Annotated in this window: 12 protein-coding genes; 11 read left to right on the plus strand and 1 reads right to left on the minus strand. The window is 54.9% G+C overall.

Annotated elements, in window-relative coordinates; genetic code table 11:
* The first annotated feature begins 48 nt into the window (after positions 1-48).
* From BISA_RS00415 to BISA_RS00455, 9 genes are all read left to right on the plus strand, one after another.
* Positions 49-1,449: an MATE family efflux transporter gene (locus BISA_RS00415; protein ID WP_051917232.1), complete on the plus strand. Its 1,401-nt coding sequence runs from the start codon at positions 49-51 to the stop codon at positions 1,447-1,449.
* 224 nt (positions 1,450-1,673) lie between these two features.
* The gene (locus BISA_RS00420; RefSeq protein ID WP_237746043.1) at positions 1,674-2,054 is read left to right on the plus strand and encodes a GntR family transcriptional regulator; all 381 of its coding nucleotides are present in this window, start codon (positions 1,674-1,676) and stop codon (positions 2,052-2,054) included.
* On the plus strand, positions 2,051-2,971 hold the full coding sequence (locus BISA_RS00425; RefSeq protein ID WP_051917233.1) for an ATP-binding cassette domain-containing protein: 921 nt from the start codon (positions 2,051-2,053) through the stop codon (positions 2,969-2,971). Before BISA_RS00420 ends, BISA_RS00425 begins: the two co-directional genes overlap by 4 nt.
* 1 nt (position 2,972) lies before the next feature.
* Positions 2,973-3,911, plus strand: a complete 939-nt coding sequence (locus BISA_RS00430) for a hypothetical protein (protein WP_033889554.1) — start codon at positions 2,973-2,975, stop codon at positions 3,909-3,911.
* A 449-nt stretch (positions 3,912-4,360) separates the two neighbouring features.
* A complete protein-coding gene (locus BISA_RS00435; protein ID WP_033889555.1) occupies positions 4,361-5,425 on the plus strand; it encodes a pyridoxal-phosphate dependent enzyme in 1,065 nt (354 codons plus the stop codon).
* A gap of 147 nt (positions 5,426-5,572) precedes the next feature.
* The gene (locus BISA_RS00440) at positions 5,573-6,757 is read left to right on the plus strand and encodes a cystathionine gamma-synthase (RefSeq protein ID WP_033889556.1); all 1,185 of its coding nucleotides are present in this window, start codon (positions 5,573-5,575) and stop codon (positions 6,755-6,757) included.
* 50 nt (positions 6,758-6,807) lie between these two features.
* Complete coding sequence (gene recQ / locus BISA_RS00445; RefSeq protein ID WP_033889557.1) at positions 6,808-8,742, plus strand: DNA helicase RecQ; 1,935 nt, start codon at positions 6,808-6,810, stop codon at positions 8,740-8,742.
* A 124-nt stretch (positions 8,743-8,866) separates the two neighbouring features.
* The gene (locus BISA_RS00450) at positions 8,867-9,361 is read left to right on the plus strand and encodes an S-ribosylhomocysteine lyase (RefSeq protein WP_033889558.1); all 495 of its coding nucleotides are present in this window, start codon (positions 8,867-8,869) and stop codon (positions 9,359-9,361) included.
* 163 nt (positions 9,362-9,524) lie between these two features.
* Positions 9,525-10,067, plus strand: coding sequence for a GNAT family N-acetyltransferase (locus BISA_RS00455; RefSeq protein ID WP_033889560.1), 543 nt, complete (start codon positions 9,525-9,527; stop codon positions 10,065-10,067).
* Between the two features lie 53 nt (positions 10,068-10,120).
* Here the strand turns inward: BISA_RS00455 and BISA_RS00460 are convergent, their stop codons facing one another.
* A complete protein-coding gene (locus BISA_RS00460) occupies positions 10,121-11,596 on the minus strand; it encodes an APC family permease (RefSeq protein WP_051917234.1) in 1,476 nt (491 codons plus the stop codon).
* Between the two features lie 283 nt (positions 11,597-11,879).
* On the opposite strand from BISA_RS00460, the gene alr reads away from it, so the two are divergent.
* Both alr and BISA_RS00470 read left to right on the plus strand, forming a co-directional pair.
* Complete coding sequence (gene alr, locus BISA_RS00465) at positions 11,880-13,238, plus strand: alanine racemase (RefSeq protein WP_033889561.1); 1,359 nt, start codon at positions 11,880-11,882, stop codon at positions 13,236-13,238.
* 775 nt (positions 13,239-14,013) lie between these two features.
* Positions 14,014-17,907: a SpaA isopeptide-forming pilin-related protein gene (locus tag BISA_RS00470; RefSeq protein ID WP_033889562.1), complete on the plus strand. Its 3,894-nt coding sequence runs from the start codon at positions 14,014-14,016 to the stop codon at positions 17,905-17,907.
* Positions 17,908-18,087 lie beyond the last annotated feature (180 nt).

Genomic DNA, 18,087 nt, shown 5'->3' on the forward strand with positions numbered 1-18,087 from the left:
TGTGGGAGGCAACGTTAGTGAATGCATGGGTGATAGGGAAGTGTGCGGATGAGTGAACAGTCGGTTGCCCAAACGGATGCTCAGAAGGATTTGGCGGGCAAACCGATTGTTCCTCTGGTGCTCTCTCTGGCTGGCCCGGCGATTGTGGCACAGGCGGCGAATGCACTGTATACCATTGTCGACCGTCTGTTCATCGCGCATATTCCTGAAGTCGGTGATATGGCCATTGCGGGTATCGGCATCTGTTTTCCGGTGACCATTGCGGTGACTGCGTTCGCGTTGCTGATTGGTTCGGGCGGCGCGCCACTGGCTTCCATAGCATTGGGCAAAGGCGATGTACGAGGTGCCGAACGAATCCTCAGCACTAGTACCGCGACGCTGATTGCCATATCGCTTGCGTTGACCGTGCTGCTGGAGCTTACCAAAGAGCCGGTGTTGCGAGCGTTCGGTGCTAGCGACCACACGTTGCCATACGCTTCGGATTTTCTGAGCATCTATCTACTGGGTACGCTGTTCGTACAAATCACACTTGGCCTCAATACCTTTATTTCCGCGCAGGGCAAGGCAATGGTGGCGATGGCATCGGTGCTGATCGGCGCCGGTACGAGCCTGATTCTCGATCCAATCTTCATTTTCTGGCTTGATATGGGCGTGCGCGGCGCTGCAATGGCCAATGTGATTGCTCAGTTCCTGTCCGCAGCCTGGATCATCGCGTTCCTCGCTTCGCCGCGCAGTGCCATACGGTACCGATCAGTGCGGCTGACAATTAATCGAACCGTGTTGCCGGTGCTGGCGCTGGGCGCCTCGCCATTTGTGATGCAGCTGACCGAATGTGCGATCAACGTGGTGTTCAACAGTCAGCTTTCCCGGCTCGGTGGCGATGATTATGTGGCCGCCATGACCATCATCACCAGCATCATGCAGCTGATCTATGTGGTGAACAACGGGTTGCAACAAGGCTTGCAGCCTGTCATCAGCTACAACTATGGTGCTCGGAACTACGAACGTGTGAGATACGCGTATCGGTTGGGAATAGGGCTATTGCTCGTGGTGATGTCCGCTATGGTGACGGTAATTGCGATGGTTCCCGAAACGTTCGCGCGATTATTCACTGCCGATGCCAACATTATTGCCATTGCCGGCTCGATGATGCCGCTGTTCGTATGCGGCTGGGGAATATTCGGCATTCAATGCGGTGTGCAGTGCACGTTGGTCGGCTTGGGATTAGCAAAACCGTCGCTGTTTCTGGCCATTTTGCGCAAAATCATCCTGCTGATTCCGCTGGCATTTATCCTGCCGCAATTCATCGGTGTGGTGGGCGTCTTTGCCGCCGAGCCCATCTCGGATATCACCTCAGCATTGGTATCAGTATTTGTGTTCCGGCATGCTGTTGCGCGGGTTGTACCGCGGACTGGGGCTCTTAGTGAAGCAGCAAGTCAAGCGGCGTAAATGATCTCGGCTTTGCGGCACAACAGCGACTTGCCGCGTATGCACTGGCCCGCGATTTGATTCATTGCGAACTTGACTGCTGCTTGCTTTGGTTATATGGTTAGTTACATAAGTAACTAACTGATGAAGTGGTTGCTCTGCTATTTCCATGAGGTCAGCCGAGTGATATCGGTCAGACTGTTCCTACCATCGTTGATTCCAATGCCAAACCACAGTCGCAGGAGGTGAACCAAACCTTGCACTTCGATGATTCCAGTGGCGAGCCACTGTTCAGGCAAGTGGCCGACCAGCTGAACGAGGCCATTGTGCTGGGCCTCTATAAGGAAGGCGACCAAGTACCGAGTACCACTGAGATATCCACTACCTACCGTATCAATCCTGCCACCGTGCTTAAAGGCATGAACTTACTGGTTGAGCGAGGATTGCTGGAAAAGCGCCGCGGTCTGGGTATGTTCGTGGCTCCTGGTGCGGTGATGCGGGCGCGCGATGACAAGCGCGAGGAGTTTCTTTCTAACCAACTACCGCAATTCATTGCCGAAGCGCGGCGTCTGGGCTTCGGCCCCAAAGAACTCACCGAGCTGATTGAGAAGGAGTATGCATCATGAGCGCAAGTGAATACGCTACGGCTGCTGCGGATGCAGTCGCCGCTGTGAAGCTCACTATTACTGACTTGCACAAACGATACGGCTCAACTGTGGCATTGAATGGCGTGAATCTTACGCTACGGCCCGCGATTTACGGTCTCTTCGGGCGCAATGGAGCCGGCAAATCCACGTTGATGGGCATCATAGCCAATCGTCTACTGCCGGGCGGCGGTTCGATTGAGCTGGACGGTGCGAGCGTTTTCGAGAACGAAACTGCACAATCGCGCATCTACCTGCTCAATGAAACCGTGCCATTCATGGTGGGCGTTCGACTCAACACGATTTTCAAGCGAGAAGAACGGTACTATGGTGATTTCGACTGGGCGTTCAGCGCACGCATGCTCGCCAAATTTGGCATTATGCCGGGCAGCTTGTACGGCCAGCTTTCGCTTGGCCAGCGCATGATCGTGCGATTGGTAGCCGCCCTGTGCGTGCCGGTGGACGTGTTGCTGCTGGACGAGCCTGTGCTTGGATTAGATGCCGCCAATCGTGAATTGTTCTACAAGTTCCTGCTCGAATCGTTCAGCGAGCATCCGCGCATCATCGTACTTTCGACCCATATCATCAGCGAAATCGCGCACGTGGTGGAACGAGTCGCCATCCTCGACCAAGGCAGAATCATCGATGAATTCGGTGCCGAATCGGTGGGTTCGAGGGCAACCGTGCTGGTCGGCGAATCGGACCGTGTGAATATGGTTATCGCCAGTAATCAGTTGCAAATCATTGCTCGCGAGCAGATGGGGCATTTGGTTTCCGTCGTGGTTCGTGGACAGGTCGATACATCCGAATTGCCATCCGATGTGTCTGCCAACCGACTCGGGTTGCAGGAATACGTCATACGCGCCACATCGGCAACCGACATCCAGAAAGGTCAATGACATGACTGGCAAAACCCAAGGATTGAGCAGGCAGTTCCTTTTGACGTTGCGCCGATGCCTTACGGTATATGGCGTGGTGCTTGCGGTAGGGTTGCTACTGTTCGTGCCACTGTGCTATCAGTCGGTAATGCTCGGATATACCGGTTCGAGCGCGATTGTGTTTCCCGGAATCAACGATGTTGAGCTATATTTCCGCCCCATATTGTTATTCACGGCAATGGCATGGCAGTGGTTCTTCTTCGATTCGGCACTCTGCCACGGGGTTTCGCGTAAATCGTACATGAAAGCGACCGCGATCAGTGCCGCCGTGGTACCGCTGTTGCTATCGGTGCTCTATCTGATGGCTCGATTCGTGGTTATCGCAACAGGAACGGCGATTTGCTATGAGAAATCGGATGGATGCCGGATCACTGGCCCGTTCTATGCACATCTGTCCGAACAATTCATGTATGCGTGGGAACGCATGGATTGGAATCGGGCTCCTTCGATGTGGGAAGCACAATATTCTCCGGCCTTGCCGGCTGGGCCATTGTTTGTGGGACTGAAGTTCTTCTCGCTGATGCTTTCATATACGGCGATTGGTGCACTGATTGGTGCGGTGCTGGCTTGGCTGGCTCGCAGAGGAATCTGGGCAGTCTCCATCGGTGTTGTCGTGCTTTGGTATGCGGCGCAACAGTTGAGTTCTTCGCCCTCAATGCTGATATACATGCCCAAAATGCAGGTGATAAGCAATTTCTATGAACTAGGAACTGCCCAGAACCGATTGGTGCAGGCCATGTCTGGGCGCGTAGTCAGCTATACGGCTGATGGTGTGGAAATCGGCACCTATGTGGTGTGGATTCCACTCGCTGAATCGCTAGTGCTGTTCGTATTGTGCATGTGGATTATCTGGATGTTCACCAAACGCCGAGAAATCCACCCCGCACGCCAGCGCGGGTGATGAGAGTTGCGGCTCCCCTCTGTTCAAGAAGAGGGGAGCCGTTTCCGCAATATGAACGCCGGCGACACGCGCATGCCGCAACCTGTGCTATGGTGTGAGGCATGCAGATTTTCTCATGTTGTTGTCGCTAACCGACGCCCCTGGGCGCACGGTCAGTGACGCATAACTTGAGAACGAGCATTCATATCGCAGCAGGATGGCTGCGAATCTTTCCATAAACTTGAACCGCGGAAGTTGGCGCGGTGTGATGGTTCGCATCACAACACTGGAAACACAGAATTGCAGCATAACCCTTAGCGAATGAAGGGGTATGGATGCTCCAATCAACATAACGTCAATGTCCGCTCGTCCGGGAACGTCGGTTCACGAAAGCAACAGAACCGAATCGCTTACAACCTAACCCAGCAACCTAATAACAACCCCGTAAACTCTGGACCAAAGGACTTCACATGACCATCCACAACAGCCTCGCGGAACTCATCGGCAACACTCCGCTCGTCAAGCTGAACCATATTCCCCAGGCGGCTGGAGTCAAGGCCACCATCGCCGTCAAAGTCGAATACTTCAACCCGGGCGGCTCCTCCAAGGACCGCATCGCCGAGCGCATCATCGACGCGGCCGAGCGGTCGGGCCAGCTGAAGCCCGGCGGCGTCATCGTCGAGCCCACCTCCGGCAACACCGGCGTCGGACTGGCCCTCGTGGCCCAGCAGCGTGGCTACCGTACGATCTTCACCCTGCCGGACAAGGTCTCCGAGTCCAAGCGTGCAGTGCTGCGCGCCTACGGTGCCGAAGTCATTGTGACCCCCACTGATGCCGGCCCGGACGACCCGCGTTCCTACTACCAAGTGGCCGAGCGCCTCGCCAATGAAATCCCCGGCGGCTTCCGCCCGAACCAGTACGACAACCCGAACGGACCGGAAAGCCACTACTACACCACCGGCCCGGAAATCTGGGAAGCCACCGACCACAAAGTCACTCATTTCGTTGCCGGCATTGGCACCGGCGGCACTATCTCCGGTACAGGACGTTACCTCAAGGAAGCTTCGAACGGAGCGGTCAAGGTCATCGGCTCTGATCCGGAAGGCTCCATCTACTCCGCCGACTCGCTCGCCGACGTGCACCAGTACGACATCGAAGGCGTGGGGGAGGACTTCTACCCCAAGGCATTCGACCGCAACATCACCGATGACATCGTCAAAGTAGGCGATGCCGAAGCCTTCGAAATGACCCGCCGTCTGGCCGGCGAAGAAGCACTGCTCGTGGGCGGCTCCTCCGGTATGGCTGTCGCCAGCGCCATCAAGTACGCGCTCGCCAACGATCTCGACGAAAACCAGCTTGTTGTGGTGCTCGCACCGGATTCCGGCCGCAGCTACATGGAGAAGATCTTCAACGACGACTGGATGCGCGCCAACGGCTACGGCGACGTGGTGGACCGCACCACCAAGCCTTCCCTCGCCGAGCAGTACCTTGCTCAGGCTCCCTCTGATGAGGGAGCTGTCAGCGAAGCTGACTGAGGGAGAGACATGCGACGTAGTCGCATTAAAAAACATAATCAACCTTGCAATAACCCGATATCAATAACACCAATACCAACACACGCCGCACAAGCCGGCAGCTGTCGTACTCTCGAAGGCAGCACAATGGAAAGGAACATTACAACCATGTCCGCTGAATACAATGCCAAGTTCGCACAGAACGCCCTCGCCACCCGTGCCATCCACGCTGGCCAGGAGCCTGACCCCACCACCGGCGCTGTGGTGACACCGATTTTCGCTACCTCCACCTTCAAGCAGGATGGCGTTCTCGGCTTGCGCGGCGGCCATGACTACTCCCGCTCCATCAACCCCACCCGCACCAGCTTCGACGAGCAGCTGGCATCCGTGGAAGGTGCCAAGTACGCGCTGAGCTTCTCCTCCGGTCTTGCCGCCATCGACGTGTTGCTGCGCTCCACCATCAAGCCCGGCGACAACATCCTGCTCGGCAACGACGTGTACGGCGGCACCTACCGTCTGCTTTCCAAGGTGTTCGTGCCGTGGGGCGTGGGCCTTGACGTGGTGGACATCACCGACCTTGCCGCCGTGGAAGCCGCTCTGTCTTCCAAGCATTACGAGTACGTGTGGGTTGAAACCCCATCCAACCCGCTGCTCAACATCACTGATATCGCCGCTACTGCAGAAGTGGCGCACAAGTACGGCACCAAGGTTGCCGTGGACAACACCTTCGCATCCCCGGCCCTCCAACACCCGCTCGCCGATGGTGCCGACGTGGTGGTCTACTCCACCACCAAGTACATTGGCGGCCACTCCGACGTGGTCGGCGGTGCCGTGGTGTTGAACGACGAGGAGACCCGCGAAAAGGTGGCGTTCCTGCAGAATGCCGCCGGTGCTGTGCCCTCCCCGTTCGACTCCTGGCTGGACATCCGCGGCCTGAAGACCTTGGATCTGCGCGTCAAGCGCCATAGCGCCAACGCGCTGAAGGTGGCCGAATGGCTGGAATCTCAGCCGGCTGACGTGATTGAGCGCGTCTGGTACCCGGGTCTCGAATCCCATCCGGGCCACGAGATCGCCGCCCGCCAGATGCACGGCGGCTTTGGCGGCATTGTTTCCGTGCAGCTTGCTGCCGGTGCGGAAGCCGCCAAGCGCTTCGTGGACCACACTCAGATCTTCACGCTGGCCGAATCCCTGGGCGGTGTGGAAAGCCTCATCGAGGTGCCGGCAGCCATGACCCACGCTTCCGTTGCCGGTACCACCTTGCAGGTGCCCGCCAATCTGGTGCGCATCTCCGTGGGCATCGAAAACGCCGACGACCTCATCGCCGACCTCAAGCAGGCCCTCGAGCGCCTGTAATACTTTGTGACACAACGCGGCGCTGCATTCGATGCGCTATGGTGGGAGCCATGACGGCACAGGATGCAGCGCTCGCCGCGCTCAAACAGTATTACGGTTACGATTCATTCCGGCCCGGCCAGCAAGGCATTGTTGAAGCCTTGCTCGCCGGCCGTGATGTATTGGGTGTAATGCCCACGGGTGCCGGCAAATCCGTGTGCTATCAGATTCCTGCGGCCCTGCTGCCGGGTGTCACTTTAGTGATTTCGCCGCTGATTTCCCTCATGCGCGATCAGGTGGATGCTCTGAATGATATTGGTCTGCCGGCCGCATTCGTTAACACCACACAAGACATGGACGAGCAGGCTATGGTGCTTGCCCAAGCCGCTGCAGGGCAAATCAAACTGCTGTATGTGGCTCCGGAACGCTTGGAAACTGGGCGATTCCGCGATTTTGCCGCCCGTACGCCGATTTCCTTGATCGCAGTAGATGAAGCCCATTGCGTTTCCCAATGGGGGCAGGATTTCCGCTCTTCATATCTCGGGATTGGTGAATTCATCGCCGGGCTCCCCAAACGCCCGCCGATTGGCGCATTCACCGCCACCGCCACTGAAGATGTGCGGCGCGATATTATCCAACTGATTGGTCTACGCAATCCTGCGGTCACTGTGACCGGTTTCGACCGGCCGAACCTGTTCTTTGACGTAGTCAAGCTCGAAACCAAATACAAGGCCGCATGGGTGGCCTCTTATATTGCCGAGCATGCGGATGAGTCCGGCATCATCTACTGTGCTACGCGAAAGACCACCGAAGAAATCGCCAGAACCTTAAATGATATGGGTCATACGGCAGTCGCCTATCACGGCGGCATGGCCGCTGATGTGCGCGAACGTGCCCAGCGTGATTTCATCACCGACAAGGTGCCGGTGGTAGTGGCCACCAACGCGTTCGGTATGGGCATCGATAAATCCGATGTGCGCTTCGTTATCCATTACAATATGCCGGAATCCATCGAAGCCTACTATCAGGAGGCCGGCCGTGCCGGGCGAGACGGTGAGCCGAGCCGCTGCACGTTGCTGTGGAATGAATCGGATATTGTGACCCGTCGCCGTTTTTTGGACGATGACTACGAAAACGAGCGCATGACTCCCGAACGGCAGGAGAGGAATCGTCAGCGTAAACGGTATTTGCTGAATTCCATGATTGGTTATTGCCGCACCACCGACTGCCTGCATCGGTATATGACTCGGTATTTTGGTCAAGAGCTGGATCTGACTGCGCCTGATACTGCTAATAGCGGCAATGGCAAGTGCGGTGCATGCTCCAACTGTGAAAGCAAGTTCGATACCACGGATGTAACTCGCGTGGCGAAAGCCATCAGCCGTTGCGTACATGATGTGAATCAGCGCGTTGGCTCGGGCAAGATCGTCAAAATATTGCGCGGCTCTCAGGCTCAGGATTTGGCATGGCTGAATCCCGAACAGCTGCCTACATTTGGCATGCTGAAAGATGTCAATACCGCATTGATTCGCGATGTGCTGAATCAGATGGCCACAGACGGTTACCTCTCCATTGCCGAGGGGCGATTGCCCATTGTGCAATTCGGTGAGCATGCTGCGAAAACCGTTGCACCTGATTTCCATTACGAGATTAAGAAAGTGGACCACAAGCCAACACCTCACGCAGCGAATCGTGGCACATACGCTGGAGGAGCGGCCGATGGCAGTGCATCCGGCTCTGATACGCCTCTGAGCTCCTATGTGCCGGACGGTGATGCTGAAGCACTGTTCCAGAAGCTGCGTGAACTTCGCCGAACCATTGCGCAAGAGATCGGCAAACCGCCATATATCGTCTTTTCGGATAAGACGTTGCGTGATATGGCTGTGATTCGGCCGGTTACCAATGCGCAATTCCTGGCTGTGAACGGTGTGGGCGAGCATAAGCTTGAGCTCTACGGTAAGAGATTCATGGAAGTTGTTGCCGCGTTTAATGCTGGTAATGCGTAAGCACTCGTAATAAGCATCAATAACAAACGTCTATAGCGAGCCTGCAAGTCGCGCGCGCACAAGCCGTTATTGCTGGCTACGATGGTCAAACAGAGCAAGTGCAAACACAGTAGAAAGGTGAAGCATGGCAGAAGAAACTCAGGAAAAGCCTGTTGTCGAGTCGTTCCAGCTTGATCATACGAAGGTCAAGGCTCCATATGTGCGTTACATCGATACCGAAAAGGGTCCGCACGGCGATGTGATCTCCAATTACGATTTGCGCCTGACCCAGCCGAACAAGCAGGCTATTCCGACCGGTGGTCTGCATACCATCGAGCACACGATTGCCGTGCTGCTGCGCGAACGTATTCCGGGCTACATCGACTGCTCGCCGTTCGGCTGCCGTACCGGTTTCCACCTGCTGACCTGGGGTGAGCATCCCACTGAGGAAGTAGCCAAGGCGTTGAAGGAATCATTGGAATTCATTGCCTACAAGGCAACTTGGGATGATGTGCCGGCCACTACCGAGAAGAGCTGCGGCAACTACCGTGATCACAGCTTGTTCACCGCTAAGGAATGGGCGAAGCAGATTCTCGAGGAAGGCATCAGCTCCGATCCATTCGAACGCAAAGTTGTCTGATTGAATTTTCGCTTGTTAGCTGAGCGTCTTTGAGACAATCCCCGTCCACGCTATGACGTGGGCGGGGATTCCTATATCAACGTCATGATAGGTTTACCGTCAGTTCAACCATTCGTTTTTGCATGATGGGCAGTATGCGAACGGCACAGAAAAGAGGTAAGAGGTGACTCAGGCGAATATTGCGAATAAGGCGACGGGCCGCCGATTCCGCCGTGCCACAATGCACGACTTGCCTCAAATGCAAAAGATTTACGCACATGCGCGCGCACTCATGGCTGCGAATGGTAATCCTACGCAATGGGGTACGGAATTTCCACGCGAATCTGTGATTATCGATGACATTGCCAATCAGCGCACGATGCTGCTGGTCGATGTGCATAATGGTCGCGAACGGATTCTGGCCCAGTTCGCCCTCTGCCCGGGCGAAGACCCGACGTATGCTTCCATCGATGGCGCGTGGCTTGATAATGACACGTACGTGACCATTCACCGTATCGCCTCATCCGGTTTGGTGCGCCATGCCGCGCGCGACTGCATTACTTGGGCATTGAAGCATTACGGCAACGTGCGCGCCGATACGCACCCGAATAATAAGGCCATGCAGCATGTGTTGGAAACCGCAGGATTCGCCCGCTGCGGCCTGATTCAACTGTTGGATCGCCCCACGGATACCACCAGAATTGCCTATCAAAGACATGAATGGTAGTAATAAAGCCCCTCAAAATGAGGGGCTTTATTACTACCATTCAGCGATGCTGATTATTTGGTTGTCTCAGCTTCAGCGGCTTCGACATAATCATCGGTAACTTCAGGTTTGTTGTCATGCTCCAGCTTGGAGCGCTTGCGGCTGTAGCCGAAGTACACAATCAGACCCAAGCCGAACCAAATGGCGAATCGCACCCAAGTCTCCCAGTTCAAACCTGCAATCAGCACCAAGCAGAACACAATGGAGATAATCGGTGTGAACGGTACGAGCGGAGCCTTGAAACCGCGGTGCGCATCCGGCTGCGTCTTGCGCATCCACAGAATACCTGCGGACACAATAATGAATGCAGACAGTGTACCGATGTTCACCAGCTCGAACAGCACGTTAATGTTGATGAAACCACCGGCGATAGCGGTCAGAATGCCGAAGAACCAAGTGCCCTTGAACGGGGTGCGGTACTTCTCATGCACATGGCCGAAGAACTCCGGGAACAAGCCGTCGCGGCTCATGGCATAGCAGATGCGGGACTGGCCGTAGAGCTGCACGAGCATCACCGTGGTCATACCGATTAGAGCGCCGAGGTTCACGATCACGGCCAGCCAGTTCAGGCCGGTGGCCAGAATCACGCCGGCGACCGGAGCGTCGATGAAGTTGGCGAACTCCTTGTACGGCACCACACCGGTCATGATGAACGTCATCACAATGTAGAGCACCGTGGAAATAGCCAAGGAAAGCAGAATGCCCTTCGGCAGTGTCTTGTTCGGGTTCACGGTCTCCTCAGCGGAGGAAGAGACTGCATCGAAGCCGATGAAGCTGAAGAACACAATCGAAGCGGCGGGCACAATGCCATACGGCTGAGTGGAACCAGGCTGGAAGGTGTAAATGCCATACGGAGAGAACGGCTTCCAATTGGCCGGGTTCACAAACCATACGGTGCAGACGATGAACAGCACAATAATAATGAGCTTGATCATCACCATAATGTCGTTAGTGCGCTTAGTTTGATTGATACCGATGGACAACACCCAGGTAATCAGCAGCACAATCACGAAACCAGGCAGGTTGAAATACGTGGTGACGCCCGGAGTCGTGCCATAAGCGGCGGTCAATTCAACTGGCAGATGCAGGCCGAAGCCCTCGAGCAGTTTGTTGAAATAGCCAGACCAGCCGGCAGACACGGTGGCCGCCTGCAGAGCGTATTCCAAAATAAGATCCCAGCCAATGATGAAGGCGATGAGTTCGCCGAACGCCAGATAGGCATAGGAGTAAGCGGAACCGGAAACCGGTGCCATAGAAGCGAATTCGGCGTAGCACAGGCCTGCAAAACCGCAGCAGATAGCGGCAAGCAGGAACGAGACGGACAGTGCCGGGCCGGCGGTAAGCGCACCCTTACCGGTAAGCACGAAGATACCGGTACCGATGATCGCGCCGATGCCAAGCATCGTCAGATCAAACGTGTGCATAGTGCGCTTTAGAGGAGTGGATTCAGATACAAGCTGATCCACGCTTTTTTTGCGGAAGAGATCCATGTTCTTCTCTCATGAACTTGGTTTATGGGGCTAAACCGGACGGATTTCCGGGATCCCGGCACGCCTCAACGCCGGGAATCAAACAACGGGTCGCGTAATTGATTGGAATTATGCTTAAGAACCGTATAGTTCGGTAAGTCTACGCTGCACTTGCGGACAACAATGTTTCAAGTCCGCGATAAGGGCCGTTTATGTGTAACTTTTGGGTTACTTTTCGTTCAAAGTTTGCTGAAATGTGGCCTTACGCCCCACACGTCACATTGTCGCGCAAGAATAGGGACTCATGAGCATGAATGCAGCACCTGATATTAGTTTTTCCGGCGAGCAGGGCAAGGTCAATTATGCGGCCGCCCGTCGCCAATACCCCGCACAGGCCATTGTGGATTTGAAGGCCTTGCGAGACAACATGGCACATCTGGTTTCCGTGGTTGGCGGCCCGAACTCCGGTACTGCGGTGATGGGCGTGGTGAAGGCGGACGCATACGGCCACGGTCTGCTGCCCGCTGCTTTGGCTGCTTTGGCTGGCGGCGCCACTTGGCTGGGCACTGCGCAATCGCATGAAGCATTGCTGCTGCGCAAGCTGGGCATCGGACCTGACCGCTGCCATATTTTGACTTGGGTCTATAACGGCACTGAAGTTCCGTTCGATGAGCTGATTGCCGCCGATATTGATGTTTCCGTGGGCTCTCTGCCGGGCATTGATGCCGTGGCTGCCGCTGCTCGTAAGATGGGTAAGCCGGCTCGCGTGCATGTGAAGGTGGACTCCGGCTTTGGCCGCAATGGTTTCACTCCGGCTGGCTTTGAAGCGGCGCTCGCCAAACTGGTGCCGCTCGCGAAGGAAGGCGTGATCCAGATTATTGGCCAGTGGAGCCATTTGGCTGTGGCTGATTCGCCGGATGTGCCGGAGTTTGTGGCTTCTACTGATCGTCAGATTGAAACGTTCAAGGATTTCACCCGCCGTATGGAAGCCGCTGGCATTCCGCCGCAGATTCGCCATTTGGCCAATACCGCGGCCACATTGGATCGTCCGGAGATTCACTTCGAACTGACCCGCCCGGGCATTGGACTGTACGGTTATGAGCCGGACCCGGCTATGGGCACTCCGCGCGATTGGCATCTGACCCCGGCCATGCGCCTTCAGGCCCAGCTTGGCACCGTGAAGGATGTGGAAGCCGGCCACGGAATCTCCTATGGCCGCACTTATTTGACTCCGGACAATACTTCCACCGCCATCGTGCCGCTCGGCTACGCGGACGGTATTCACCGTTCGGCTTCCGGTTTTGATATGGAAGGCGCCAAGCATGTGGAGAAGGAAGGCGGCCCGGTGCGCATCATGACCACTCAGGGTCCGCGCCTGTTGCGCGTGTGCGGCCGCGTGTGCATGGACCAGTTCATTGTGGACTTGCACGGTTCCGCCGCTGAGCTTGGCGTACATGAGGGTGACACGGTGGAATTGTTCGGTCCTGGCCGCGGTGAGGACTTTGCCGAGCCGACCGCCGATGATTGGGCTCGCGCCGCCGACACCATCAGCTACGAGATCTTCACTTGCTTGAGGAACCGCATCCCGCGCCTCTACGAGCACGCCGCTGAGGTGTTGCCGCCTGAGGATTTGGCCAAGCTCGACGCTGCCACCTTGTTGTAAAGCGGTTGAGTCTGAGATTGGCTCCGGTGTAGGGGAATCTTCCTGAATTTTGGACACTGAGGTTCTGTCAGCGTCCAAAATTCGGGTAAACAACGGTAATCTCCCGAAATCTTTGTACTGAGTCCCTCTCAGTACAAGGATTTTGGGTAGTGTGGCCTATTCTCCCGAATTTCTTGTACTGACGGACTCTCAGTACAAGAATTTTGGGAGGTGTGGACTCGCTGCCCGAATAAGTTGCGCTCTGCGGTAGGGAAGATGCACTTAGCGGCGGTGGGGAGATGAATATAGACCGGTGATTGGAATAAAGGCCGGAAATGGGGTAAAGACCGGTGATAAATACAAGACAACGGTAAACACAAGGTAAATTACTCCTTTATATAGAGTTACTCGAGGTCTTCCGATATATTCGGAAGACCTCGTTGTGTTTTGCGGCCAACACTGCTATTGTTAGCGAGTGCTCACTAACAAGATGTGTGTAGTGATTGCGCGCCACGCCGGTGAGCGTTTCACATTTTGTGGTTAATTTCACGTAACCCCCTATGAGAGGGTGTCTCTTAATACCCCTTGCGATGTATGGGTAACCCTGCGTAAAAGGGGGTATATTCACATTTCTTGAGTCATTTTAGGGGGCTGTAAACCGCTATTTTAAGCCGTTACGATGCGTTTTGTATGAGGCCTTGAAGAGGTTGTGCATACCCGTTGAAGGGGTAAAACTTCGGGGCCCGCAAGAACGAGAACGCTGACGCATGAAAATGCGGGAAGAGAAGAGACGGCAATGCGGAAGATTGCGGATCTGCTGAACGCGGCGAAGAAGAGGACCAGTACAACCGTCAACCGGGCGACGGCTGCAATTGTTGCGCTCGCCATGCTGGGCACGGTTGCCGGCGTAAGCGCTACGGCTATGGCCCAAGACGAGAATGCCTCTGACGCTCAGACACAAACCACTCAAGCTCAGACCGTGGATGGTCAGGCTGCGGATGCCCAGAATGCTCAGACAACCGAAAATACGGATGCCAACGCGACACAGTCCGACGATTCGGCTGCTTCAAACACATCGACCGAGCAGGTCTCGAACACTGCGGCTGATACGCCGTCTGCACAGGCTGATGATGCATTCGACGCGCACACGGTGACTGGTTACTCTCCTACGAACATCACCACCGACCTGTTTGACTACTGGCTGACCGGTCAAAACGACCAAGACAACAATGACGATATTTCTTCTACGTTGAATGAAGGTATCAATGCCGGCCATCAGCTGAAGTTCCTGCGTAAGAGCTATGGCTCTGAAGGTGGTAATTTAGGCCGCAGCGCTAACAGCGGCAGCATGAATGCTTGGACCGGTAAAAGCTCCAACAATCAGGGCGGTCCGTTTGCTGGAATGGTTGAATCTGACCTTCAACCTAATGATGATGGTTATCCGCAATTGAAGGCTGGCCAGTATTACGAGGGCCAAGATACCAGGAATAACGGTAATCGACTGTCCACCGATACGGGTGCCACTACTTCGCAGGAGTCTTTGGCCTACCTGTTCAACAACTCCGCTGCCGACGGCAAGGCGGTGTACAGCAACGTCAAAGGACTGTTCCAAATCAATGATGATGGCTTGTACACCTATGACAGCCAGAAAAATTTTGCTAGCTACGATCAGACTTCCAATTCGTTCAAGCTGTATGACAGCGCTGCCGTGAATACCGATAACTCGGTGGCTGATCAGTCTAATGGCCAGTTCTTCCCGTTTAACACGGCTAATCAGGTGTTTAATACGCCGACTGACGGCCAAAAAACTTTGACAGCCAAGGATGGCTTATACTCCACTAACCAAGTAATGAATCATTACTTTGGTCTGCACATGCGTTCCGAATTCGTGCAGCCGACCGGTGGCAAGGTAAACGGCAAAGACATGGTCTTCAACTTCTCCGGCGATGACGATGTGTGGGTATTCATTGATGGCAAGCTTGTTGGCGATGTTGGTGGTATGCATGATCGTCTGCAGTTGAGCATCAACTTCGCCACGGGTATTGTTTCCGTGACCAATGGTGCAAGCTACGACGACTCTACTACGTGGTCTCAAGTCAACACCACGCTGCGAAAGGCGCTTGGCTTGAATTCCACCACCTTGGAGAACGATAGCGAACACACGCTTGACTTCTTCTACCTCGAACGAGGCAACGGCAATTCCAACTTGAAGCTCGAGACCAACCTTGCTACTCGCCCAGCTAATGAGCTCATTAAGGTGGACCAGACTGGTACCGCGATTCAAGGTGTTCACTTTGATTTGTATCAGGCAGATGCCAACTACAACAAGACCAGTGACACTCCAGTTGCCGATGGTACGACTGATCCCAATGGTCAGTTTGATTTCACCGAGAGTGGTTCCAACAAGCTGCTTTCTTTGAGTGAGCTGTACGGCAATGGTGCTCATCCGTATTACGTGGTTGAGGAAAATGCGGCGCCTAAGGGTTATCGCAAGGCGCAGCCTATGCAGTTGAAGCTGCAGACTGATGCCAAGGGCAATGTGTATGCCACGGCTGCCAATAAGTTCCAGACTGGAGCTATTGCATCGCCTCGTGTACAGACCACGATTACTGCCACCAGTATTACTGGTAAGGCTGAGGGCAAGGCGGACTCCACTTCTACGGCCGTTACGGATGACATGCTGAAGAACGGCAAGATTGTTGCTGTCCCGATGCGTTTTAATACGAGCACGTCCTGCCCTGATGGCAGCACCGGTAAGAACTGCTGGGTCGCAGTCACTGGCGATGCGGAAAACGGTTGGACCGAGGTCACGGATTCCAATGGCAATGTGTTGACGGGCTTCGCCAGCATTCTTGCTGCAGCTCAGCTTAACTACAAGAAGCATGGCGCTCTGTACAACACGTTTGCCAAGAACGAGAACGCTCAATGGTCCGTTGATGTGAACGATCTGCCCGGCGAAATCAATGAGTATTATTACGCCGCCACCAATAATGCAGACATCAACTATGCCATTGGCTACTTCTACATTCCAACGAGTTCCTTGCAAGGTGGTTCCAGCACTGCTGGAATGTACCACTTGGATAGTGAGAATTACGACCGCAAGTACGCGAGTGTGCTCCAAATTCCGAACATCAAGAACATTCTGGTAGTGCAGAAGACCGATGCGGATGGTCAGGTCATCAAGTCCGGTGACAAAACCACGGACGCTTCTGATGACGAAAAGGCAACGTTCGCGCTGTATGCCGATAACAATGGTCAGCCAGGAGATAAGCTTTCCGACAAGCAGACCACGGATCAAAATGTCGCTGATGGTCGTCTCGGCTTGGCCGGTGCGGTGAGCTTCCCGTCAGATAAGAATGATACGGCTTCTCTTCTGGAAACCGGTAAGACCTATTGGGTAAAGGAAACTGCTCACCCGAAGGGCTACCTCATCAATGATCACTGGATCAAGGTGATTGTGGATGACGCTGGCGTACACGCGGATGCCACTGGTTATGTCCAGAATGCCGATGGCTCTATGAGCCAGGTGAAGGCTGGAACCGACGATAACATCACGGTTAATGTCGGTCTGGGTACGTTGGTGCGAACCATGACGCAGTGGGCTGGCGATGGTGGCGACGATCCGTTGCAGTTCGTAAACGGTCTTAAGCAAACCGGTACGGAAAACAACGGTGCAATCACTTGGATCGATGCCGATACGAGCAGTGAGACCATCCGACACTTCCAATATGGTTATGGTGCCGATGCCGACGTGCCGCTGTTGAAGTACGGTTACTTCGCCCTCGATCGTGGCTGGAATAGGTACGCACATCAGACCCTGTTGGAGACCACTTTTGAATCGGAAGATGGATTCTCCGATGTCAAGGTGACGCCGTGCCCATCCAAGAGCACCACTCCTGACGGATGCAATGCTCCGGCTGATTTGCAGAATGCCTCGCCTCTCTTCACTGGTTCCACCATCATTCGTGTGGCCGATGAAACCACGGATGCTCACGCTCGTGTTGAGATGAACAAGAAGGTTGAAGGTGGCGACTGGTCCGGAGCGAATGGCAAGAACTTTACGTTCACGATGATTCGTACTGACAACGAATCTGGAGACGTGACGGTTCCTGGCAATAATGCGCCTCAAAAGCTGCTGAAGTGTGATGTGACCGGTCTTGATTGGTCATCTTGCGACACTGCCGATACCCAGAACAATACGGTCAAGAAGATCGCTGCTCATACGGTGGGTGCGATCAAGAAGGACAAGACTCAGACTGTTGGCTTGAATGCTGATGGCACTGCTACCGCTGGCGCTCTTCCGGAACTTAAGTTCACCGCTGCAGGTACTTACACGTTCTTGCTTAAGGAAGATACGGCCAACGCCGAGAAGAACTGGAAGTATGACACTTCGAGCGTGAACGGTGAAAACGGTTATTCCGTCAAGATCACGGTTACCAGGAACGACACTACCGGCGAGCTAACTGCGGTTATTACCTATGGAGATGCAACTGGCGAAGCCGTGAACGGCGTGATTGGTGCCGCTCCGACCTTCGTGAACCATTACATTGCTCCGGTTTCCGCACTGCCGCTGACTGGTGGTATGTCGGCTCGTAACTGGCTGATCTTCGGCGGGCTTGCTGTGGTTGCCGCTGCGGTGGCCGCGATGATCGTCAACGAGTATCGCAAGCGCAACGGGCTGATGCTCTGACCTGAATATCTGTGGTCTCTGGCTCCTCTCCCTGAGGGGAGCCGGCACCACAGGCGACTGAGGGGAGCGGCACACGCTTATCCCTCGCACAATCAAAGATTTGCGGATCGCGAAGGCGCATGGGAATGGGCCCGAGCCTCCGCGATTGCAAGAAAACACCTGCCGGTGGTCTCCTCTGCC

Origin of the sequence: Bifidobacterium saguini DSM 23967 (genome assembly GCF_000741715.1) — a bacterium.
Classification (GTDB): domain Bacteria; phylum Actinomycetota; class Actinomycetes; order Actinomycetales; family Bifidobacteriaceae; genus Bifidobacterium; species Bifidobacterium saguini.